19 protein-coding genes are annotated in these 22,273 nt (G+C 48.2%); 3 read left to right on the top strand and 16 right to left on the bottom strand.

Annotated features, from left to right (window positions below):
- Nucleotides 1-182: 182 nt before the first annotated feature.
- The 6 genes from CXK86_RS05345 to CXK86_RS05320 all read right to left on the bottom strand — a co-directional run bounded on the left by CXK86_RS05345 (nucleotide 183) and on the right by CXK86_RS05320 (nucleotide 6,154).
- Nucleotides 183-983 carry a PepSY domain-containing protein gene (locus tag CXK86_RS05345; protein WP_101313499.1) on the bottom strand — a complete coding sequence of 267 codons (801 nt, stop codon included), beginning with the start codon at nucleotides 981-983 and terminating at the stop codon, nucleotides 183-185.
- A 373-nt stretch (nucleotides 984-1,356) separates the two neighbouring features.
- Nucleotides 1,357-2,733: a sensor histidine kinase gene (locus tag CXK86_RS05340; protein WP_076251894.1), complete on the bottom strand. Its 1,377-nt coding sequence runs from the start codon at nucleotides 2,731-2,733 to the stop codon at nucleotides 1,357-1,359.
- On the bottom strand, nucleotides 2,730-3,485 hold the full coding sequence (locus tag CXK86_RS05335) for a response regulator transcription factor (RefSeq protein WP_076251896.1): 756 nt from the start codon (nucleotides 3,483-3,485) through the stop codon (nucleotides 2,730-2,732). The genes CXK86_RS05340 and CXK86_RS05335 overlap by 4 nt, the downstream gene beginning before the upstream one ends.
- 55 nt (nucleotides 3,486-3,540) lie before the next feature.
- Nucleotides 3,541-4,185 (bottom strand): SDR family oxidoreductase, encoded by a 645-nt coding sequence (locus CXK86_RS05330; RefSeq protein ID WP_076251898.1) that lies wholly within the window; start codon nucleotides 4,183-4,185, stop codon nucleotides 3,541-3,543.
- 316 nt (nucleotides 4,186-4,501) lie between these two features.
- A complete protein-coding gene (locus CXK86_RS05325; protein ID WP_036606574.1) occupies nucleotides 4,502-5,683 on the bottom strand; it encodes an NAD(P)/FAD-dependent oxidoreductase in 1,182 nt (393 codons plus the stop codon).
- Between the two features lie 24 nt (nucleotides 5,684-5,707).
- Complete coding sequence (locus CXK86_RS05320) at nucleotides 5,708-6,154, bottom strand: DUF1641 domain-containing protein (RefSeq protein WP_017691658.1); 447 nt, start codon at nucleotides 6,152-6,154, stop codon at nucleotides 5,708-5,710.
- A 685-nt stretch (nucleotides 6,155-6,839) separates the two neighbouring features.
- On the opposite strand from CXK86_RS05320, the gene CXK86_RS05315 reads away from it, so the two are divergent.
- Nucleotides 6,840-7,016 (top strand): CsbD family protein, encoded by a 177-nt coding sequence (locus tag CXK86_RS05315; protein WP_074092719.1) that lies wholly within the window; start codon nucleotides 6,840-6,842, stop codon nucleotides 7,014-7,016.
- A gap of 165 nt (nucleotides 7,017-7,181) precedes the next feature.
- Here CXK86_RS05315 and CXK86_RS05310 read toward each other — a convergent pair whose 3' ends face one another.
- Nucleotides 7,182-8,183, bottom strand: coding sequence for an NAD-dependent epimerase/dehydratase family protein (locus CXK86_RS05310; RefSeq protein WP_179087884.1), 1,002 nt, complete (start codon nucleotides 8,181-8,183; stop codon nucleotides 7,182-7,184).
- A gap of 152 nt (nucleotides 8,184-8,335) precedes the next feature.
- On the opposite strand from CXK86_RS05310, the gene CXK86_RS05305 reads away from it, so the two are divergent.
- The gene (locus CXK86_RS05305; RefSeq protein WP_076251900.1) at nucleotides 8,336-8,854 is read left to right on the top strand and encodes a cupin domain-containing protein; all 519 of its coding nucleotides are present in this window, start codon (nucleotides 8,336-8,338) and stop codon (nucleotides 8,852-8,854) included.
- 279 nt (nucleotides 8,855-9,133) lie between these two features.
- Here CXK86_RS05305 and CXK86_RS05300 read toward each other — a convergent pair whose 3' ends face one another.
- The 8 genes from CXK86_RS05300 to CXK86_RS05270 form a co-directional block, all read right to left on the bottom strand.
- Nucleotides 9,134-9,769: a TVP38/TMEM64 family protein gene (locus tag CXK86_RS05300; RefSeq protein WP_257467772.1), complete on the bottom strand. Its 636-nt coding sequence runs from the start codon at nucleotides 9,767-9,769 to the stop codon at nucleotides 9,134-9,136.
- A gap of 292 nt (nucleotides 9,770-10,061) precedes the next feature.
- Entirely contained in the window at nucleotides 10,062-11,705 is a 1,644-nt protein-coding gene (locus CXK86_RS32965) for an HNH endonuclease (protein WP_370511429.1), read from the bottom strand.
- A gap of 44 nt (nucleotides 11,706-11,749) precedes the next feature.
- The gene (locus tag CXK86_RS31985; protein ID WP_179087885.1) at nucleotides 11,750-11,899 is read right to left on the bottom strand and encodes a hypothetical protein; all 150 of its coding nucleotides are present in this window, start codon (nucleotides 11,897-11,899) and stop codon (nucleotides 11,750-11,752) included.
- Between the two features lie 189 nt (nucleotides 11,900-12,088).
- On the bottom strand, nucleotides 12,089-13,261 hold the full coding sequence (locus CXK86_RS05290) for an acyltransferase (protein WP_076251904.1): 1,173 nt from the start codon (nucleotides 13,259-13,261) through the stop codon (nucleotides 12,089-12,091).
- 281 nt (nucleotides 13,262-13,542) lie between these two features.
- Nucleotides 13,543-14,889 (bottom strand): cryptochrome/photolyase family protein, encoded by a 1,347-nt coding sequence (locus tag CXK86_RS05285; protein WP_076251906.1) that lies wholly within the window; start codon nucleotides 14,887-14,889, stop codon nucleotides 13,543-13,545.
- Between the two features lie 35 nt (nucleotides 14,890-14,924).
- The gene (locus CXK86_RS05280; protein WP_076251907.1) at nucleotides 14,925-16,088 is read right to left on the bottom strand and encodes a response regulator; all 1,164 of its coding nucleotides are present in this window, start codon (nucleotides 16,086-16,088) and stop codon (nucleotides 14,925-14,927) included.
- A gap of 95 nt (nucleotides 16,089-16,183) precedes the next feature.
- Nucleotides 16,184-19,279, bottom strand: coding sequence for an ATP-binding protein (locus tag CXK86_RS05275; protein WP_076251909.1), 3,096 nt, complete (start codon nucleotides 19,277-19,279; stop codon nucleotides 16,184-16,186).
- A gap of 239 nt (nucleotides 19,280-19,518) precedes the next feature.
- The gene (locus tag CXK86_RS05270) at nucleotides 19,519-19,938 is read right to left on the bottom strand and encodes an SRPBCC family protein (RefSeq protein WP_036612128.1); all 420 of its coding nucleotides are present in this window, start codon (nucleotides 19,936-19,938) and stop codon (nucleotides 19,519-19,521) included.
- 227 nt (nucleotides 19,939-20,165) lie between these two features.
- On the opposite strand from CXK86_RS05270, the gene CXK86_RS05265 reads away from it, so the two are divergent.
- Complete coding sequence (locus CXK86_RS05265; protein ID WP_076251911.1) at nucleotides 20,166-20,933, top strand: class I SAM-dependent methyltransferase; 768 nt, start codon at nucleotides 20,166-20,168, stop codon at nucleotides 20,931-20,933.
- 265 nt (nucleotides 20,934-21,198) lie between these two features.
- Here the strand turns inward: CXK86_RS05265 and CXK86_RS05260 are convergent, their stop codons facing one another.
- Nucleotides 21,199-22,233, bottom strand: a complete 1,035-nt coding sequence (locus CXK86_RS05260; protein ID WP_017691643.1) for an NADH:flavin oxidoreductase/NADH oxidase — start codon at nucleotides 22,231-22,233, stop codon at nucleotides 21,199-21,201.
- Between the last annotated feature and the right edge of the window lie 40 nt (nucleotides 22,234-22,273).

The following is a 22,273-nucleotide window of genomic DNA, read 5'->3' as shown; positions in this document are numbered from 1 at the left end:
CTGCAGGAATGAGAGATCAGCGAGAGTTAGATTAGAATTTGATGAGAAAATGAAGAGAATGCTCATTTAATGAGTGTTCATTATGTATGTAATCTAAAAGAAATGAAAAAGATGACCCCTACATTAGGAATCATCTATCCAACAAGGTGTAACTCTATATTCAATGGATTCCTGTACAAATGTTAATCATCGTCCTCATCCCAAGTCACCGAACGAATTGCTCCTGAGATGGCATTCACTTGCACAATAGCCTCCCGGCCATCCTCCAAATCAATTTCAACCAAATAATATGGATTCCCGCTGTTGGTTCCACGCAGTTCGATGTCGTCCACTTCCCCCGGAACCTCCGCAAGTGCCTTCTGTTTGGCTTGTTTCTCGCTCAGAAACTGAGGTTTGGGATCATCCTTGGTTGGTTCAGTTGTCGGGGCTGCTATTGTTTTGGAAGCTATCGTCTCTCCCGTGTATGGATCAATTGTGAGTTCTTCACGACTGTTATCCTTTGCCTTCACTACCGCGGTGTATACCGGACTGCCTTGCTGCTCCACAAGTTCTAGAGAGACCAGTTGGTCATCCGTTTGTTGTTTTAACAACGCCGTCTTGATCTGTTCGCGGCTCCATAACGTCTTCTCTTCCGCTTGCGGGTTGGACTCCAGCCGTTTGATGGAATTCACGGTAGCCGTGACGGCATCCACCTGCACGTCATATAGTCCGGTCTCCGAACGGAGCTGCATGATGTATGTTCCGTCTTTCAACGTGGAATTCACAATCTCACCTGGATATTGATCCAGCACCGATTGGGCTGCCGCATCTGCCGTAAGTACCGCACCACTCGATTGCCAAGGCTTCCACCACCCAACAGCTACCACAATCAGCACAAGGAGAAGCCCTGAACCCCACCAGAGTGATCTTCGAGATTTGGCCCATCCACTGTTCGCCTGTTCATGCCGTTTCATTTCCGGTGGTTGCTGCTCATGCTCTGTCATCAAGTTTCCCCCTTATAGCTCTCCCCATAGCCCGAGTTCATCTGTTATATATTCGGTCTGAGTTTAGTTTCCAATGCTACTACATAAAATGAACTAATCTTTTACACAGTAACGGAGAGGACAGAAAAAACCTGAAAAAGCGAAGCTACAAGCTTTCTGCAAGAAAGCTACTTCGAAAGCATACACTTCGCCTGAAAGCTTTCTGAAAGAAAGCTGCATCGACAGCATACGCTATCCACGGATTTTCCCCTTGAGAAAAGGGAATCAAAAAATCTGGGGATAACAGCGATTGGAAGGTTGTTCTGTCATCGTAGTGTCAGTGTGAAGAATCTTTAGTTCAGTTTATATAGTATATAAGAGAAGAATGAGAATTTCATGAGAGCGGCCCGTTCTGAACCGATAAAGGCAAAATAATCGAAGCCTCGGTGCCTTCACCCTCGGTGCTGGTCAGTTCGATCCGTGCTCCAACTGCCCCTGCAAGCTCTTTGGCAAGTGACAATCCCAGACCTGAACCACTTGCACCTAAGCTGCGTGTTCTGGCCGGATCAACCCGGTAGAATCGGTCAAATACCTTTTCCAGCTCGTCCTCCCGCATACCAATCCCGGTATCCACGATCCGAATACGGCACTCTTGCCCCTTGGCTTCCAGCCTGACTTCAATTGCATCCTCACTATACTTCCGGGCATTATCCAGCAAAATAAACAAAAGCTGCTTCAGCTTACTCTCATCGCTGATCGACCATATTGAACCTGGATCTTCACACCGGACTTCACGGTGATAGGCTTCGCGAAATGCACGTGTCGAGTCTGTAGCCAGTCTCGTGATATCTACACGCTCCAACTGCACATTCCACTGCTCTGGCTGCTTCGCAAGCAGTAACAGTTGCTCGGTCATCTCTCGCATGCGAACCGATTCGGACAGAATCGCTTCCACCGCTTCATCAAATACCTCGGGCCGCTCTTTTCCTCGTCGCTGTAGCAGACTGGCATAACTCTCAATAATGGTCAGCGGTGTTTTGAGCTCATGAGATGCATCGGATACAAACCGTTCCTGTCGTTCAAAGTTGGATTCGAGTAAATCCATCATCCGGTTGAACGTCTGTCCCATTGTTTTCAGTTCATCCTTCGACCCTTCCTCCAGTGGAAGACGCTTAAATTGGCCGCTGGACTGGATGTCAGTCATCGTGCGTGTCATCTGCTGAATCGGTCTGGTCATCCGATTCGCCAGAATCCGGCTGGAGATAATGGCTGGGATCAGAGCAATAATCGTGACCGCCACAAGCACAGTTCGAAGTACAGACAGACGATTCTCCGTCTCTGCAATGCTCTCAGTGACCTGTACATTCACCACCTCGCCATCAGGCCAGATGACCGGGACTGATACCCACACATAACCAATCTGTTCAACTTGGGTATACTCCGATTTCTTCTCACTTTCGTACTTATAAGGCAGCTTGCTCAGCTGCTCGGAAGCTGCTGTTGTTGTCACCGGGGAACTGGTGCCGTCTTCATTAACAATCCGGAGCATGCCGTTCACAGGCGCGTAGGCCCGTAACAAGTCATCCGGCGGAATGGAGCCGGCAGACTGACGCACTCCTTTGACAATAGACTCCGCTTCCGCTTCCACCCGATTAACCTCGTTATCAATCGACATTCGTTCAAACACGATGTAGACCGACAGGTTCACCGCGATTAACAGCACAGCAAATAATACAGACGAATATCCGTAGATTTTACTGCGCAGACTCATAACTGTTCCTTCAGGACGTATCCTACGCCCCGTACGGTATGTATTAAGGGTGGTGTGAATCCGTTATCCACCTTTTTGCGCACATAACGGATGTACACATCCACCACATTGGTATCTCCATAATAATCGTATCCCCACACGGCCTGCACAATCTGGTCACGACTGAGCACCTGACGTTGATTCTGCAGCAGATACACGAGCAGGTCGAACTCACGTGGAGTAAGCTCAATGGCCACACCATCTCGGGATACCTCTCGCGTTCCTTCATTTAGTTTCAACCCGGCAGCCGTCAACCAGCCCGCCTCAGCTTCACCCTTATGCCCAGAAGAGTCATTCCCCGTATCAGCAGGTGTAGACGAAGAGGCGGAAGAAACAACAGACGCCACTGCACTAAGCCGCAATGCAGCCCGAACTCTCGCAAGTAGCTCTTCAATCTGGAACGGTTTGGTGATGTAGTCATTGGCTCCAAGATCCAGGCCGGATACTTTGTCTTCTACAGAATCTTTGGCAGTGAGCATAATGATCGGGACCGTAGCATCTTTGGCCCGAACTCGCCGCAACACTTCAATTCCACTCAGACCAGGCAACATCACATCCAGCAGAATCAGATCCCACTGTCCTTCAGCATACTTCTCCAGTCCTTCTGTTCCACTACCAGCCTTGCCCACCTGATATCCCTCATACTGTAGTTCCAGTTCCAGCAGACGTGCTATTTTGGGCTCATCCTCTATGACCAGCACGGCTTCGTTCATGCAGCGCTCCCCCTCATCCCCATCATTTCATTCTCCCGTTATCTTACAATAACATCTACAATTTGCCCAAGGCATCTTCAACCGGATGCTCCCCGGCAATCAGATCAAAGGCCATTCGGTACGTCTTCTCTTCCTGCAAAGAAGCCACGATTACGCGGGCTACATCTTCACGTGGGATGCTTCCTGGCTCCAGATCGGTTCCAACTGCAATCTTGCCTGTGCCCGGTTCATTCTTGAGACCACCTGGACGTATAATCGTGTAATTGAGATCACTTGCAAACAACACACGATCCGCATAATGTTTCGCCACGTAATAAGGCTTGATGGACTCTGACCATTTCTCCCGTTGATCTGCGCCATACGCACTGACCAGAATATATCTGGAGATTCCTTGCTGCTCTGCGGCTTCCATCGTTTTCACCGCACCGTCGAGATCAATCAGCAGTGTTTTGTCCTGACCGGTAGATCCGCCAGAACCTGCCGTAAACACAATGGCATTATGATCCTTCATTGCCTCAGCCAAATCCTCCACACTACCCTCCAGGTCACCAATTACCACATCTGCACCGAGTTCCTTCAGTGTACCCGCCTGCTCCGGTTTGCGGATCATGGCCGTTACTTTATGTTTGCCTTCCTGTGCCAGCTGCTCCACCACAAACTTACCGATTTGTCCATTCGCTCCTATAACTAAAACGTTCATACGTCATTTCTCCTCTCAGTTGAACGGGCTGCTTGTTGTTGCTCCCCGTTCTTTTTATTTAAAGATACTCATCCTATAATTTAAACGAAAGCCGGCGCTTCTAAGCGCCGGCTTTATGTCCATGCCCGTTCAGTACCTCTATGAAATCTGAAGGATTCCATCGTTCCATTAATATGCCATATCCCCTAGGTACTTTATACGCGATCTCACATCGACCACTTCTGCCGTACCTTTTTCCCATCTGAATATCTGTTTTCCTTTGTAATGGTGACAACCAAAAAGGACGCCCAAAGGGCGCCCTTGAATGGCATTAAGATTAGTAAGCCAGTGCGAACAAACCGTGAATATGAGCCAGGTAACGGATGTTACTTGCTTCTTTCATCATGGTTGCAGGCAGACCTTTCAGACGAGTCTGGTTGCCACCGATCATGCCGACAGCATCTTTACGACCCAGACTTCCCAGCGTACCGGAGAATACTGGTGTGAAGGATTCCATTGCGCCACCTTTGAACATAACGCCCAAGTTGTGACCAATAGTCTCACCCATTTGCCAAGCCAATTGTGCTGTTGGAGGGTAAGGGCGAGCGCCTTCGCTAGGGAAGACCACTGCGCTGTCACCAGCAACAAACACGTCTTTGTGAGAAGTAGATTGCAGAACTTCCGTAACTTTCGCACGGCCACGATCCACTTCAATTCCGCTGTTAGCAACAACAGCGTTGCCTTGTACGCCACCTGTCCATACGAGTGTGTTCGTAGGGATGGAGCTGCCGTCTTTCAGCAGAACTTCGTTTTCTTTCATCTCGGTAATCGCTACGCCAACGATGAAGTTAACGCCACGTTTCTCAAGACTTGATTTAGCACGCTCAACAAGCTCTGGCGGGAATCCTGCCAGGATGGAAGGACCTGCTTCAACTGTGTACAGGGATACTTCTTTGAAGTCGATGCCTTTTTCTTGACATACTGCAGGAAGCAGGTCAGCGAATTCGCCAACAAGCTCAATACCTGTCAAGCCGCCGCCACCAATAACAAACGTAGCGTCTGCTTTGTTGCCGGACTGTTTGTAAGCATCAAGACGCGCTTCAACGTGTGCACGAATACGGTTTGCATCGCTAACCGATTTGAGCGTGAAGCTGTACTCTTGCAATCCTGGAATTCCGAAGAATGCCGTTTCGCTGCCCAAGGCAACGACAAGTGCATCGTAAGAGTATGTGGAGCCGCTGGTCATCAGAACTTTTTTCTCGTCCGGCTTGATTGTATCCACCGTATCGATTTTCAAGTTCACGTTTTTGCCACGCAGCAATTTTTCAAGTGGAAGAGCAACTGCTTGTTCAGCAATGCTTCCCGCTGCAAGACGGTGCAGTTCCGTGATAATTTGGTGTGTAGGGTAACGGTTCACGACAGTAATTGTCGCTTCTTCCGGAGACAAGTATTGACGTGCAGTCAATGCAGTCAACAGACCGCCGTATCCTCCACCCAAGATCAAAATTTGCTTCGACATATCCATCCTCCGTTCTTCTAAGTCTTAACGTTTCGGTTGTTGACGCTCGTTCAAGATGCTCAAGAAAGATTGAGCAAAACGAAGCGATTGTTGTACGTTTGGATCTTTAAGCATTTTCAGCATAGCGAACAAGCCAACTGAAGTTTGCTCTGTTTGCGCACGGTCATTGGCTTCGATGGCAGCAGAAGCTACACCTTTAGCTTTGTCTACAACAGGCTTAGCGAACTCGCCCATTGCGCTCATTGTGTCGCTGATCAGAACTTTGTCTGTTGCTACACTTTGTGCAAAGTCATAAGCTTTTGTCATAGCAGTAACCATTTCAGCCAATTTAGGCAGGTTCTCCACCAGAACGGTTAAAGACTCCTGTACCTCAGGCTTCATCAGTTGATCCAGAACGTCCAAGGACTGGCGCTCGGAAACGTTGGCACCTTCTGTAACTGGCACCTCTTGTTGAGTAGGCGATTGTGACATAAGAGAAAGTCCTCCTTTACTTTGGGATAGAAGTCCGCGACTTTCATGATGCCTGTCAAGCAGAGCCGAACCACAAAATACATCGAATACATTTAAATGTACCAAATTTCACACAATAGGATGAGCGTAGCTCAGGGCCACTCCCATATCATGCATTGTATCTTGGATCTATTGCGGACAACATGTGTTGACGCACAAAACGACAAGCAGGCCGAAACCGAACTCTATACCCTTATATTACACCTCTTACACATGAACATGAAAAAGAAATTTTTTACACTTGTGAAGATATTGTGAACATTGTAACAAAATCGATTTTTTTGTCAACCCATTCAGGCAAGCTAACGCCGCCGATCCTCCTGTCCAAGATCCGTATTCCTACCACATGTGGTATTAAGACAAGATCACATATGACCAGATGTGCGATATGTACACAAGGAAGGATTCGTTTATCCAAATGTTCAGGAATTGTTTTCCAATATCACAATTTTCATGCAACGAAATTGGTCACTGTCGTTATTATGCAGCGTTGGGCTCAGCCTTATTCCATCATTGAGACATCTTTTCTATTTCAAGTATGAACCTCTTGCGTCACGAATGCAAAACTTGGAACAAAGCCATTGCGTTTAGAATGCGGACATCCCGGTTAATAAGGACTACACCAGAAACGAAGGAGATGTTCGATATGAGTAATTCAACTGGCGATAAAATCAAAGCAGGCGTAAACAAGGCCAAAGGCGAAGTGAAGGATCAGATCGGTAATGCAACCAATAACAGATCCCTTCAGGCTGAGGGTAAAAAAGACAAAGCCAAAGGTGCTGTACAGGATAAAATTGCCGACATTAAAAAAGATCATCACTAGATCCTTTTAATGTGAGGTCCAACAGCACGAAGATTTCGTGCAATAGATTATTTTAAAATAGCCTGACTGTCCGTGTTCGGATGAAATCCGAAAATGAGACGGAGGCGCAAAAAAGCCAAGGAAGGTGTTACTCAATACACCCTTCCCTGGCTTTTTTTGTGCATTTTATACTGCTGGAACTGCGTATCTTGCCATATCGACAATGAAACTGCGTGTTTCCCTTGTTGTATGGTATTCACGGCTGAACTGTCTGACCCATTCGGGATGTTCCTGATACCAACGGAAAGTTTTTTCCAATCCCTTTTCCAACGTGGTTTGCGGTAACCAACCCAATTCCGCTCGCAATCTGCCTGAATGTACGACCAGACTCGACCCTCTGGACTGGGTTGGTTCTTGCTCCCGGATCTCTACAGCAGCTACGGATCGATCCATTGGTTTCAATATCTCCCCTATTTCCTGCATGGTTGTTCCAAGCCCTGTCGATATGTTGTAGACCTGTCCGTCTTTGCCTTTCAGCATGATCTGTTCAATGGCCCGGAGGGCATCATCTACATACAAGAAATCACGCACTGCCGATCCCTGGATATCCAGAGGCAGTCCGTCCAACATCCTACCAAAATTTCGGGGAATAATACGGTCTGGCAACTGCCATGGACCATAGAGGTTGGTCAAACGAAAGAGTTTGACTGGAAGCTGGTAACATTGAGCATAGGAGTGAGCCAGCATTTCACACGCGACTTTGGACGCGGAATAAGGAGAGACAGGTGCATACGGATCTGATTCATGATAGACTCTGCCCCAATCGCCGCCATACACTTCAACGGATGAAGCCAGCAAGACTGGAATGTGATGTTCCGTAGCATATTGAAGGACAGCCTGTGTGCTGAGTGTATTATTGCGGAAGACTTCCCCTGGCTGATGATACGAATAATCTACGTGTGGCATGGCCGCCAGATGGATAATGTAATCTGTTCCTGGAGGTAAATGAATCCGGTCTGATGCAAGGTCACAACAGATGAGCGCCATCTCATGCAGAGGAGAGATATGAACAAGCCTCTGACAATAATCATCCCGATCCAGAAGGGTAATTCGATGCCCCTTTTGCGCCAAATACTGTGAAAGGTTAAATCCCACAAATCCAGAAGCCCCTGTAATCACAATGTTCACACACGATTCCCCCTTGCGATTTATACAACCTGTGGATTGAAGAGAGTTTATGTACTGAGTATACCCTTAAAATGATACATTTTGTATCATTTTACAATTGTTTTTTGTTCGTCCTTGAGGTTATCGGGTAATTTATAGTGAGGTGATGTGAGATGAATGAACGGAAAAAGGCCATAGAGACGTTATTCTTTCAGGATGACGGTGTAATTCCCAATCATCCGACCCTGCCTGTGCTTTTGTATAAGAATGTATGGGCTGAAGAGGCCCTTCACGCAGAATCGTTGCTGAACCGTAATGGATGGGGAAATAGCTGGTTGAATGGTGTGTTCAATTATCATCATTATCATAGTAATGCTCATGAGGCTCTTGCTGTGGTGAGTGGATTCGTGAAACTGATTTTAGGCGGAGAAAATGGGCAGAAAGTTTACCTTCAAACAGGCGACGTTGTCGTGCTTCCCGCTGGAACAGGGCATAAACGTCTGGAGTCCAGCAGTGATTTTCGTATTGCCGGTGCTTATCCGGGCGGCATGAGTTACAACACACGCACAGGTGAAGAAGGCGAGCGACACAAGGCTCTTCAGGAAATCCAAAAGGTTCCGATCCCGCGGACTGATCCGGTCTATGGGCAGCACGGACCGCTACTAGAAATCTGGAATGGGCAGAAATCATAACAGATATGGAGATAATCAAGAAGCATGTTATTGGACAATGCACAGGAGAAGTCGTTCCAGTAATCAAGCATGAAAAATAGACTGTTCCCCGGACAAGTAGGAGTCATGCCGGAGTACAGTCTATATGTTTTTTCTAATTTCTAATCTATCGCACGCCAGCAAATTTTAGTTCCGCTCCATACTCGCAAGTCGGATACTGTAGTACCTCATCGCATGTGGCCTACCTTCCATCCCAGGTAATTTGTAAATACCAAACAAATATACCACTGTACCCCGAAACTAGGAGGAGATCGATTTTCCAGAGGGTTGATTCAGATTATTCAGCTCTTCACCATCTGACGATGACCGGGTAAAGTGTCGCTCCAGTTTGCGGCTTGCCCACAGGGATACCGCAATGAACAGTAATACGCCTACCCAGCGTATTGGGTGCTCCAGAAATTGTTCCACATTGGAACCGATATACGTAACAGAGAAGATCATGATCGCTTTACCACAGCCCACCGCAAGCAGGAAAGATAATAATCGCATTCGCGCGATACCTGCCGCCACATTAATAATGACAAACGGACCTACCGGGAAGATACTCAGCAGAAAAACATAACTGAATGCATTCCTTCGAATCCATACCATGCTGCGTTGCACACGAGGTTTGCGTGCCCATCGCTCTACAAAAGCGGATTTCCCAATCTCCCGTACGATCAGGAATGTAACAGTGCAACCGAGCACCATGCCGATCCATGAATATAAAAACCCTGCCCACAGACCGTATACCGCACCGTTCACGCCCACAATCAACAGCGTTGGAAGTGGCGGTACAAATGATTTCATAAACGTAAGCAAAATTCCCGGTAACGGGCCCAGGGAGCGAAACTTCTCTAGCCAGAAACGAATATTTTCTTCCGTAATATAGGACATAATGTCCAATGCTGCCGGGGTCATCTGCATCCATCCAATCTATACAGTCTACGTTCTCAGGTTTGATGTTCACTATACATTTCATCATTCATATGGATGATGAAGCTTCTTTAGTAACTCCCTCCCAGTATAACGTACATCTTCGATGAACACCGTTGTCAATTTGAAGAAATTATTGCACGGCAAACTCACTTCCCACTCAAATCACAATTAAATCAAAAAAGCACACCTAGACCTCTGTGGTCTTGGTGTGCTCTTTATATCGAAACCCCGATCCATCTTCGGGGGCATATTATCCTTCTTCCAGCTGCGCTTCCTGCATGGCCAGTTCAATCAATTCTGCCTGATGGGCAGCATTCCATTCGGGAATACCGGAATGCATGAACTCTTCGGCATCCATCGCTGCTTTGGACTGGTTGCACAGATTACAGGCGCAGACACAGTTGAGCGGAGTGGTATGTCCACCTTTGGCACGCGGCAGCAGATGGTCAATCGTATCTCCATACGATCCACAGAAGTAACAGGTGTAGTGATCCCGAGTCAGAATATACCGCTTGAAATCCTTGTTGCTGAACAATCGGCGAATCGTGTACCGATTCACCACCACAGCGGCTTTTTCCTTCACTAGCGTGACCGCAAGCTCCATGTCCACTTCCTGATGCCAGCGTCTGCCCTTGTCCGTCTTCCCCCTCATCCGTACCATGCCTTGACGGTTGGTCCGGAGCGAAGCCGGATCTTCCGGGTCAATGGCCACCGGGGCCGACGGGGTCTGGCGGCGGGGACGGCCATCCGTGCCAGCCCCGTGGCTACGGCTGGCATGCGCGGGTCGCTGCCCAGATGCAACGCGGGCAGCGTCTTCGCCGTTCGCCTTGGGCGCACGCTCTTTGCGCGCCTGGCGCGGCTTGGACCCTGGCGAGCCAGGCTGGCGCACGGGCGCAGGAGGCCCTGCCTCCGTAGCGGCCCCCGGCGCTTGCCCAGGCTCGCGCCCGGTGGCGGCAGGCTGTGCCTCCGCCGCCGTAGGCGCAGCGACCGTGGTGGCATCGCCACGGTCGCTCAGGGCCGGCGCATGGGCCTCAGCAGCTACGCTGCGGGCCTGCCCTGCGCCGGGCGCGAGCGCGGCAACACGCTTGCGGCGCCGCTTGCGCTTGCGTTTGGCTGCGGTCGGTTGATCCGCAGCCATGGGCTCTGCTGCCGGGCCTTGCGGCTCAGCGGGCAGCAGAGCCTGGTGGGCCGCCGCAGTCTGCTCGGCGGCCTGCACTGCAGCGGCTGCTCGCGCGCCAGCCCGCTGTGCACTGCCTTTCTCATTCGCAACAGCATGCCCCTGCGAATGCCCTTCTTCCCCACGCCAATGCTCACCTAGCTGTGGCTTATCTCCTACCTCACCCGCCAAACCATCATGCTCCAGACTTGTCTCTCTCAGCTCATTGCCCGTCATGCTCTCTGATCGCTTGCTCTTCCTCCGTCTTCTCCTCTTCTTCCGTATACCCGAAGAAGAGGGTGGAGAAGCCACCAACTCAGCGCGTTCATCGTCATTCGAAGAACTTGAGTCTACTGATGGTTGAGACACCAGAATTCTGTCAGACTCAGCCAACGTAGCAGATCCTTGCTCCATACCATGGGAGGTACGACCTACCTCATCTCTCGCAGATGCAGAGCGTCTGGCAGTAACAGCACGTGTCTCCAAACCATCCCGTTGATGCTCGATCCGTTCATTCGTTCGTCCGCTCACGCTTGAACCTGACTCGTGGTCAGCCTGTCCACCAAGTTGGCGACAGCTGCGGCAGGCTCCACGCCTGGCTCCGGGACCTGCCCGCTTTCCGGTTCTGCGCCGGAATTCGGACATCGGCCGCTGTTGTCCGCAATACATACACGTTTTGCTCAGTCGCGCTTCTTGTTCCGTCTTTCCTTGCCGGAAAGGGGCTGGACCCGTCTCCATGTTGTCACCTCGGTTCCGTATGAATCCGGTTTCTTTCTATTGTATCACATCTGCTCGTGAACACCCTCATGGCCATAGGCCTGATAATCTTTCGAGTTGTACTCCTGTGTCTGTTCACTGCATTCGTGAAGAATGTGTTCCACATATTCCAATATATCCTGCATCGGTCTCCCGCATTTTTCGCATGTTGTCATTATATTCACCTTAATCCTGTTATCCATAATGTATTATCGTTCCGCCTTATGATTACCCCTCATACATGAAAAAGAAACACTCGTTCCCCATATTACACATATCTGCATACATCAAAAAAACCGCTTCCTGCTCTCCCCTAAGGTCGACCAAGAAACGGTTTATTATTCCTATGTTGGAAATACATCTTATCAAACGTCCAATTGCCCCGAGTTCTGTTGTGGGACGAGACGTGGTTTGGGTTTTGGCAGATTGCCAAAGATGACCCATGCATATGGAACAAACCTTGCCGTCAATCCAACGACGATCCACGAAGCGATCAGAGCTACACCGAATCCTCCGGCATACCACAGATGCACTAACCAAGAAACACCTGTTTGCGGTGGAAATTCACGATACACCAGCAGGAAGAAGGGATGGATCAGATAGATGCCAAAGGACAATGCCCCAAGCCGATTCAGCGGCTTGACGATGAGTGAAGGCCCTTTGCGATAGAGCAGATAGGCAATCTGGATAAGCACCAGTGCACAAGCAAAGGTATGCACATTCCAGAAGAATTCATACCACAGTGTGTTATACGTTGCGATCTTCAGACGCAGCAGGTAATAGATATACACATGGCCAAGCCCAGCAATGATCCATACCGCCCAGAGCAGAATCCATGAAGCTACGCGTCCTTTGGTTGCATTGGCTCGACTGATAACAAACCATTGCTTGATTTTAGGGAAGTACACTCCGATAAAAGCACCTAGCATGAAATAGGAGAAGTACGAAAACGCCCAGCTTCCCTTGTTGGGCACCTGGAATCCATATTTATTACTTACGATGAATGCCCATTGAATCAATAGTCCAATCGGAACAGACCATTTCACCACAGTAGGATATTTCTTAAGCAACCATAACACCAATGGGAATAACAGATAAAATTGCATGTTAATAAACACAAAGTACAGATGTGTATATGCCTTACCTGTAAACAATTTCGTGATAAAACTTACTGCCGATTCGCCGAAAGGTCGGCCCTGATAATGCGTGAAATGTAGCAAAACAAAATACATCAATGAAAACAGGAAGTACGGAAGCAAAATATACACAAATCTTTTCTTGTAAAAGTTACTCACAAGTTTCTTATCCAGCGGACGAGAATAATAGTTATAGAACAGCACAAAACTGCTCATAAAAATAAAGGTTGGCGTACCATATTTCATAAAGATATTAATAAAATTGTACAGCCAGTAGTAGCCTGAGCCCGTCATGTCCACCGTTGCATAGGACGTGGAATGCACGCTGAGTACGCCGATAATTGCCAAGGCACGAACCAGGTTCAGCTCTGGAATTCGCTCTCTTTTCAGTGTTTCACTCATTTTAAAATTTCTCCTTAATGTGTTCGTCAATATGTCAGATATGACTTAATACAATAAAGCTCTCTATCTATTAAAAGCCATAATGCTTAAGAAGGGTAGTCCAATTTCTTAATAATTCCTAAATTTTCAACACATTTCACACTATTTTCATGTCTATATATGTAAAAAAGACCGCGAGTACGCGGTCTGTGTAACATCCTGCTCTCAACCAAATGAATATTGGATCAACCGGATGAGAATGGTAAATTTGGGTTTGGGCATGCATCCCGCCCTGACTGAGTCTACTTCGCACGACTCGCCAGAATCTGTTTATACACGTCAATAGCTGCCTGTCTCGATGCCTTCATATCAACAATGCCATCCTTGCGCGGCTGATGGATGTCCTTGCTATGCAGATCCTTCAATTCAGGCAACCACTTGCGAATATAATCACCTTGCGGATCATATTTCTCGGATTGCGTTACCGGATTGTTCACGCGAAAATACGGAGCCGCATTCTCACCAAGCGAGGCACACCATAACCAGTTACCACGGTTTTGAATGTTATCATAGTCACTCAACTTGCGCCTGAAATAAGCTTCGCCCAAGGTGAATGGGCACTGCAGGTTTTTGGTGAGAAACATCGCCGTGAGAATCCGCAGCCGGTTTGGCATATGTCCGGTTTCATTCAGTTCCGTCATCGCTGCATCAATAATCGGAATGCCTGTCTCCGCCTTGCACCACCGTTCAAAGTGATCATCATGGAGAGCCGAGAGATCGTACACCTTTTCATATGTAAAATAGTGACTCTCATAGACCGCTCGATACAGATAGAAGTCGCGGAAGCACAACTGCCTGATCCATTCCCCAGCCTCAACTGCGCGACTCGCCGCATCATACATTTTGCGAATGGATACAGCCCCCACAGCTACGTAAGAACTGAGATGACTTGGCTCGTACGCCTCATATTCATCCCGATGATCCCCATATTCAGCAATTCGATCCGACAAAAATTGATCCAACAGCAGATGCGGGTCCTCGTCATTCGAACCACTGCCCTCCAGCAACTCCGGAGATACCTGCATTGCATCCGGCCATTCAATCTGACGATCACTCACCTTCAACTCTGCAATCGTTGTTGCCGAAGGAGGGTTGGGATGTTCATTCATGAATTCCACCCACCGCCGATGGAAAGCCGCAAATACCTTATATGGCTCCGACTTGCCTGTAAAATTGGCAAATCCATTCAGATCCATCAACAGATGATCCGTCAGTTGTGTGAATGTAACCTCGTGCGCCTCACTAACTTTGCGTATGGCCCTATCCCGCTCGATTGCATATGGCGTCATGTCCCGATGGACCACAATCTCGTTAATCTCACCTTCGAATTCGTTCAGGATGAAATCAACTACTTCAGCCGGTTTGCCATAAGCAACATGCAGTTTTCGTTTGGCTTCAAGATACTGTCTGCCTAAATCCGCTGCGTGCTGCCTGAAATTCACACCGCTGTGTTCCTTCTCTCGGCCTTGCCGCAGGAGGAATGAATCATAGATGAGAACATGCACACTCTCTTCTTGGTGTTCCCGCAAATAATCGAATGCGGCCAGATCATCCGTACGCAAATCTTTGCGGTGTATGAATAGCTTCATGCTCACCCTCCTGTCTGAACTTACATTACATACGTTTATTTGTCCGTCAGGTTCTGATATAACCTGCTTGTTTCGGGCTCGGGCTGATACCCCAGATCTTCATTTAATGTCAATGTAAATGAATGATACAAACGAAGTATGCCTTGCTGATCATCCATGGATGCATACACTTCCATCATGAGTCGGCAGATCTCTTCCGAATAAGGCTCCCGTTCCTGTAATATCGTTAATTGCTCAATCGCTTCCTTGCCACGACCATGCTCCATGTCCCATCTCGCGATATCCATAACCAGCGCTGTGTACTTGCGTCTGAGTTCCCTTGCTTTGGCCTGTGCCCAATGATAATCATGCTCTTCCAGATAATCGCCACGATAAAGCGGTATCATATGCCTCAAGTCATCGACATTGTCGGATGTGATGACGTGGTAAACCATGGATTTTTCAAATTGATCCACATCACTTACCAGATTGCCTGATAACAGACGATAACGGTTCATATTATACTCCAGCTTGCCTGTCATGTTCCATTCCTTAAGCAGCTTTCGAATCTGGTACACGGAAGTATGTAGGTGGGTTAATCCCTTTTCTTGGGAAACATCACCCCATAGCTTATCCAGCAGAATCTCCTTGCTTACCCATTCTTCCCTGTGATGAAACAAAAAAGCAAACAATTCCTGTGATTTGGTTGTGCGCCACTTATGTTTCTTGGCACCCTGATCTAAACTTCTGTAGATATCCAGATGTTTGAACGTAAGCAGCCCCGGAACTTCAGTATCCAACTCCACAGGTACGGGTTCCGATCCCTGTACCTCGGCGGTGGCTGCAACTTGAGAATTATGCGACATTATGCCCGCGATTCGATCAACGGTTTTGGCCAATCGGGTCGAGCTGACCGGTTTCAGTACATAATCCAGTGCATGCAGCTCAAATGCTTCCACTGCATGGTCCGCATAAGCCGTAACAAAGATAATACGAATACTCTGATCCAATTGCTGTATATATTCAGCCGCTTCCAGGCCATTCATCTCCGGCATTCCAATGTCCAAAAATACAACATCTACACGTTCCTTTGCCAGAAAATGCAGACCATCACGAGCTGTTGAAAAACATTGCACGGGTGTAATTCGTCCGTCCGTTCGTAGTAGTCGTTCCAGATGAAGCTGCGCTGGCTTCTCATCATCGATCACAATGGCTCTCACCGTTCTTTCAGCCTCCTGCCATGAAAGATTCAATAGGAATACCGATTTTATCGGCACCCCCTAGTCTGTTAACCATAATTGCTTCACTTGGCACACTAATTGGAATAATCCACCTTTTGCACGGGGATACGGAATCGGATCTGCGTGCCTTTACCCACATGGCTATGAATCTCCAGCCCCTGACCATAGAGAGACATCAGGCGACGGTTTATATTTTGCAGCCCCACACCTCCCGGACCTTCGGTACGCCCAGACTTGACCTGAGCCATACGCTCAGGAGGGATACCTACACCATCATCCTGGACCTGTACGACTACATGCTCGCTCTCTTGGAAAATCCTAAGATGAACTGTCCCGCCGGCTGCCCGCTCCATCACGCCGTGACGAATGGCGTTCTCCACAAGAGGCTGAATACTGAGAGGTGGCAGATACAGATGTACGTCCGATTCCACCTCATACTCAACCACCAGTCTTTCCTCAAATCTCGCCTGTTCCAGATGCACATAAGACTCCACCAATTCCAGCTCTTTGGTCAAAGGAACAAGCTGCTCCCTGTTCTGGAAGTCAAAACTTCCGCGCAGGTAATGACTCAATTCAATCAGCAGATCGGTTGCTTTGTCCGGATTCACTGCACAGGTTGCGATAATAACATTGAGTGCATTATATAGAAAGTGTGGCTTGATCTGGGCCTGCAAAAAGGCCATTTCGGTCCGAATAGCCTCCTGCACAGAACTCCGCATCTCAATTAACGTCCGAACTCTGGCGCGCAATTCACCGGCATCCACCGGTTTGCTCAGGAAGTCATTGGCTCCCGCCTGAAATCCGTGTTTGATATCCTCAGGTAACCCACGGGCGGTCAGCATCAGAATCGGTAACTCAGACAAGGAACTGTGCTCGCGCAGTTTGCGACATAACTCAAGCCCGGACATCTTAGGCATCATCCAGTCCGTAATAACAAGATCAATGGACGGGAACTCCTCGCGGAGTTTCAATGCAGTGGACCCGCTGTCCGCTGCAATCACACGATACCGCTCCGTCGATAACAGGTTAAGCAATACCTGTCGATTCACGGGGTCATCGTCTACAATCAGAATCGTATGCTCCGCTTCCGTAAGATCATCCTGCTCATCTGACTCTCTTGTCACAAGCTCCTTCGCCCCTGCCCCCTGTGCAGCAACATATCGGGCGGCAGCTGGTTTCGAATGAGTTTGCAAAAGTGGCATCTTCATAACAGGCAGGGTGAAATGAAAGGTCGAACCTTGCCCCGGCTCCGATTCAACCCAGATCTCACCACCGCCAAGCTCAACGAGTTTTCGCGTAATACTCAGACCCAGTCCGGTTCCATTATTCAATCGCTCAATCGTGCCGTTACTCTGCTCATACGCCTGGAAGATATCCTCCTGTTTGTCCAAGGCAATGCCTACCCCTGTATCAGCGACCGATACCTTCACCCAGTCCCCTTCAACGCTGGCGTACAATCGAATCTCACCCTGCTCAGTGTACTTATAGGCGTTACCCAGCAAGTTATACAGAACTTGCCTTAGGCGATCTTCGTCTGCCTCAACAAGTGGCAAGGACTGGGGCCATTGTTGAATCAATATAACCGGCTTGTCCTCAAACGTGAAACCCGAGACTTCAACCACAGTACGAGCAACGGATTCCAGATCGACAGCTACCCGTTTTAACTCGATCTCACTATTTTTTAATTTGGCAAAATCCAAAATATCGTTAACCAGCAGTGAAAGGCGCTTCCCGGTTGAAGTAATCATGGAGAGATTTTTCGCTTGCTTGGGCGTGACTGCTCCAGCCGCCCCTTCCAGCATGGATTGTGCAATATTAATGATGCCATGCAGGGGAGTTCGTAGCTCATGAGACGTATTCGCCATGAACTCGTCCTTCAGGCTGTCGATGGCCAGCAAACGCTCCGACAGAGCTTCCACGTCTCGGAATGATTGTGCAAAGCGGATTGCGGTCACAATCATCTGGGCAAATACAAATAATAAAAGTTCAATCAGCGCAAAGAACGCTGTGTCTAGGGTAGTGAACGCACCAAGCGTATATAACACAACAACCATGAGTATGCTCATCATACTCACCAGTGCAAAGTGGCTGTCATTCGGCCGTCCTTTCAACCAATAGAAAATGGCTCGCAGCGTATAGAACATGACAACAAGTGAGATCAGCAACATGGGAAGCTCAAGAGACGAGAAAAGCGTTGGAGGAAGCGTAAGACCCACAATAGTCTGGGTAACGATTAGCACTACAGCCAGACGTACAAACCACTGATGAACTGCTCCTGGTACACGGGCATCCATATACCGAAGCAAAAAATAATAGGCAAAGGCTGAACTAAGGAGCTGAATCCGAAGTATCTCATTATTGGTCAGGAACGGTACAAACGTACCCAGTAACTTCTCCCCATGTGTCAGAGCGTACACCGCACCAGAAAGGCTGAATAATCCGAGAAAACGAAGCTCCTTCTCCGTACGTCGTAATCTGAACAGAAGTAGAAAAAAGGCGGCTGGCAAGATAAAACCAAATAAGGCCATCAGATCCTTGAGCCAACCTTGTTGCTGGCTTTTCAGAATACTATGCTCGTCTCCAAACAAAATGGGCGCTACAATGCCCCCAGACGAGTAACTATAATTTGATACTTGAATGATAATGTCAGCCGTATTGCCCTCAATGGACGTGAATCCTGTAAAGGGTAGATTTAATTGTATATCTGCTGCCTTGGTCTTTCCTGGCAAGCCTTTGCCGCCAATCTCTTTCCCATCGATAAATACCCGGTGGGCCATGCGTATATTCTGTGTGCGTATACCATAATCATTTTTCATCGTCCGGGGTGTAAGCTGGACTTGCAAATGATAGGTTCCATACCCATGCGCTTGCCCCAGAGATTTGTTCCATCGGGCCGGAACCTGAGTGCCAGAGGAAGCCGGCAATGGCTTGCGACCGGATACACTTGCTTCAATATCTGCCGGGCTCAGCAACTGCCCAGGGTAGAAATCCCAGATACCCTTTAGAGACGCTACACCCTTGCGATCAAAGTCCCATTGGGTCAGGTCAATTTTCCCATCTGAAGCTTGAGGGTTAATCCGCTCGCTAATTAACGTCTGGGCGATCCAACCCAGTGGAACAATGACAATACATATGAAGCTTATGGTCAGCATAATCCAGTGTTTTCTCATCTATTTATTCCTTCCATCCACAATGGCGAGAGACGTCTAATTTTGTCGATTTATCACTATAATTCATGTTACACGTTTCTGGTGCTCACGGAAATAGTTTCCGTATCATAATCGGTCAAATTCGTTATAATTTGACCGATTTCTATCTTTTCCACCAGCTCTTGGTACACCAAGGAACCCCAGGCCGAATTTCACCGGAAAGAACGGGCGAAATGACCTGGGGTTGATTGAATGAGGATTTATTTAACAACTTGGGCAAGCTTCTGAACGATTCCGGCCCATCCCTGTTCCATACGTTCGCGTACGATAGCGTGGGCCTGTCCAAACTCGGTCAGTTTATCCGCATCCCAACCGCTGTGAATCAGTGTGAAATCCGTACCTTCGGGCTGTTCATTCAGTTGGAACGTCAACGTCCAGTCCTTACCCCAGCGGAATGACAGCTTGTGCAGCGGAAGAACTTCCGTCACCTGACATGGTGATTGGCCGAAGGGGCCTGCTTCCAATATAAACTCGTGACCTTCCACGGGTTCCAGATTGCCTGGCATGAACCAGGTTCTCAGTCCCTGCTCGGTCGAGACCATCTCCCACACTTTCTCTACAGGTGCATGGAGCATAAGTTCCTGCCGGATATCTGGCAGTGCACTTGATGATGAATCCATTCGAATCACCTCCTTATACATTTCATTTCGTATAACTACCCGAATAGAAGTTGACCTCCGCTTTATCCCCACCCTATAATTGGAACATATTACATAAAAGGTGCGTGATTCCTATGATAGTCTGCTCTGAAAAATCCAATTCCAACCGTTGCCGGAAGGGATAATCCTGCTCATTCCCCTTCCACGTTTTTATTTTAATACATTTACATGTGGGGGACACCTATACTATGTCATTCAGTTATTACGGTCCATTATGCACCGCCGTTTATGATCTCACGAAACCTGTGGGACACTCCTTGGGAGGAGACATTGAATTCTATCGCCATTATCTTCAGCGCTGCAATGGACGTATCCTTGAAGCCATGTCAGGATCAGGCCGAGTGCTCATTCCTTTGCTTGAAGCAGGCTTGAAGGTGGATGGAATTGATTATTCAATGGATATGATTGACTCTTGCCGTTCTCGTTGTATGGAACGGGCATTACCCATGCCTGAGCTGTTCGTTGCCGATCTGGAGAAGCTTGACCTTCCATATCGATACGAGGCAATTATCATTCCCGGAGGTTCTCTGCTCCTCATCCAAGACAGACAGGCGTCGATTAACGCATTACGTAATCTATTTCAGCATTTAGAACCCGGCGGCAGGCTCGTGTTTGATCTGTTTCTGCCCGATGTGACACAACCCTCTTCTGTAGAAACATCAACCGTTTCATTACCCGATGGTGATACGATCACGGTAGAAGTGAAAACCATTGAAGTGAACCTTCTACAACAGTACAAAGTGAGTCTGATCCGCTACGAACAATGGCATCAGGGTGCTCTTGTTGCTACAGAGCTGCAACAACTTACCTTGCGTTGGTACGGCATAGAAGAGTTACGCCTAATTCTCGAACACATTGGTTTCTCTGACATTAAAGTGTACGCCGACTTTAACCCGGATCAACCACCTACACAGTCGAATCAAAAATTCGTCTATGAAGCGACTCGAAGAGCGTAGCCATCCGTAATTGGATGGATATGCTGATGCTTCTCACTATAAAAAAATTAGGCCACAGCAAAGGTTATCCCCTGCTGTGGCCTATTTTACTATATAAAATTTGCAATAACATTTACATGAGAACGCAGAGGGCAGAAATAGCCTGAAGAAGCGGAGCTACAAGCTTTCTGCAAGAAAGCTACATCGAAAGCATACACTTCGCCTTTATCCTCAGATCGGAAGGTTATTCTGTCATCGGATTGGTAGGTGTAAATGTTATTGCAAGTTAGTATCCACGAGAATATTGCTCTGCAATGGCTGCTTGATCCTTGCTGACACCCAGTTCCAGAGCCGCATGGTTCGCCCAGTACGGATCACGCAACATGCCTCTACCAACCGCGACCAGATCCGCATCGCCGTTGCCAATAACCGCCTGAGCCAACGCTGCATCCTCCAGCATACCCACTGCGATTACAGGAACGTTCAGTTCTTCACGGAAGCGACGGGCAAACGGTACCTGATACCCCGGATAGTTCCCCGGTTTCCGCTGTCCGGAAGGACCTTCGCCACCTGAACTGATATGGAACATGTCCACGCCTGCATCTTGGTAGGCACGAGCGATATTGATGGTGTGGTCGATATCGTATCCACCATCCGCGTATTCTACAGCCGAAATCCGCAAAATCAGCGGCATATCTGCTGGCATTTCTTTTTTCACTGCACGAATGACCTCAACGCCAAAACGGGACAGATCCTGCCCATATACATCCTCACGATGGTTCATCAGCGGAGAATGGAACTGGTGGATCAGGTATCCATGTGCGCCATGCAGCTCAATGGTATCCACTCCAGCCTGTACTGCGCGGCGAACACCGTCTGCGAACTTTTGCACCATGGCTTCTACTTCTTCCGTACTTAACGCGCGTGGTTCCTTGTACTTTTCTCCCGGGAATGTAACTACCGATGGGGCAACCGGCTGCGGAGCATCCTCTGCTTTTCGTCCCGCATGTGCGATCTGAATAGCTACTTTGGAGCCGTAGGCATGGATTCCATCTACAAGTTTGGTGAAGGCAGGCACATGCTCATCTGACCATATCCCCAAGTCATTATCGGTAATACGTCCATCCGGATCTACATCGGTCATCTCGATTACAATCAGTCCTGTTCCTCCAACCGCACGGCTCACATAGTGAACCTGATGCCAATCGTTCGGAATGCCATCCTTCGCAGTGACAGAATATTGGCACATTGGTGCCATGACGACACGGTTATTTAATTGCAGGCTCTTGAATTGATAGGGCGAAAATAATTGTTCAGTCATTAATGTTACATCTCCTGTTCCATGATCATGATATATATGA

Source organism: Paenibacillus sp. BGI2013 (genome assembly GCF_002843485.1).
Classification (GTDB): Bacteria; Bacillota; Bacilli; order Paenibacillales; family Paenibacillaceae; genus Paenibacillus; species Paenibacillus amylolyticus.
This window is presented reverse-complemented; position numbering and strand designations above follow the sequence as displayed.

What these genes read in the sequence shown, in the direction of transcription:
- CXK86_RS31985 (WP_179087885.1), bottom strand. Translation starts at nt 11,899, where the DNA reads ATGACAACATGCGAAAAATGCGGGAGACCGATGCAGGATATATTGGAA.
- CXK86_RS32965 (WP_370511429.1), bottom strand. Translation starts at nt 11,705, where the DNA reads ATGGAGACGGGTCCAGCCCCTTTCCGGCAAGGAAAGACGGAACAAGAA.
- CXK86_RS05300 (WP_257467772.1), bottom strand. Translation starts at nt 9,769, where the DNA reads ATGTCCTATATTACGGAAGAAAATATTCGTTTCTGGCTAGAGAAGTTT.
- CXK86_RS05265 (WP_076251911.1), top strand. Translation starts at nt 20,166, where the DNA reads ATGTCATTCAGTTATTACGGTCCATTATGCACCGCCGTTTATGATCTC.
- CXK86_RS05345 (WP_101313499.1), bottom strand. Translation starts at nt 983, where the DNA reads ATGACAGAGCATGAGCAGCAACCACCGGAAATGAAACGGCATGAACAG.
- CXK86_RS05315 (WP_074092719.1), top strand. Translation starts at nt 6,840, where the DNA reads ATGAGTAATTCAACTGGCGATAAAATCAAAGCAGGCGTAAACAAGGCC.
- CXK86_RS05285 (WP_076251906.1), bottom strand. Translation starts at nt 14,889, where the DNA reads ATGAAGCTATTCATACACCGCAAAGATTTGCGTACGGATGATCTGGCC.
- CXK86_RS05270 (WP_036612128.1), bottom strand. Translation starts at nt 19,938, where the DNA reads ATGGATTCATCATCAAGTGCACTGCCAGATATCCGGCAGGAACTTATG.
- CXK86_RS05335 (WP_076251896.1), bottom strand. Translation starts at nt 3,485, where the DNA reads ATGAACGAAGCCGTGCTGGTCATAGAGGATGAGCCCAAAATAGCACGT.
- CXK86_RS05325 (WP_036606574.1), bottom strand. Translation starts at nt 5,683, where the DNA reads ATGTCGAAGCAAATTTTGATCTTGGGTGGAGGATACGGCGGTCTGTTG.
- CXK86_RS05290 (WP_076251904.1), bottom strand. Translation starts at nt 13,261, where the DNA reads ATGAGTGAAACACTGAAAAGAGAGCGAATTCCAGAGCTGAACCTGGTT.
- CXK86_RS05340 (WP_076251894.1), bottom strand. Translation starts at nt 2,733, where the DNA reads ATGAGTCTGCGCAGTAAAATCTACGGATATTCGTCTGTATTATTTGCT.
- CXK86_RS05305 (WP_076251900.1), top strand. Translation starts at nt 8,336, where the DNA reads ATGAATGAACGGAAAAAGGCCATAGAGACGTTATTCTTTCAGGATGAC.
- CXK86_RS05260 (WP_017691643.1), bottom strand. Translation starts at nt 22,233, where the DNA reads ATGACTGAACAATTATTTTCGCCCTATCAATTCAAGAGCCTGCAATTA.
- CXK86_RS05330 (WP_076251898.1), bottom strand. Translation starts at nt 4,185, where the DNA reads ATGAACGTTTTAGTTATAGGAGCGAATGGACAAATCGGTAAGTTTGTG.
- CXK86_RS05320 (WP_017691658.1), bottom strand. Translation starts at nt 6,154, where the DNA reads ATGTCACAATCGCCTACTCAACAAGAGGTGCCAGTTACAGAAGGTGCC.
- CXK86_RS05275 (WP_076251909.1), bottom strand. Translation starts at nt 19,279, where the DNA reads ATGAGAAAACACTGGATTATGCTGACCATAAGCTTCATATGTATTGTC.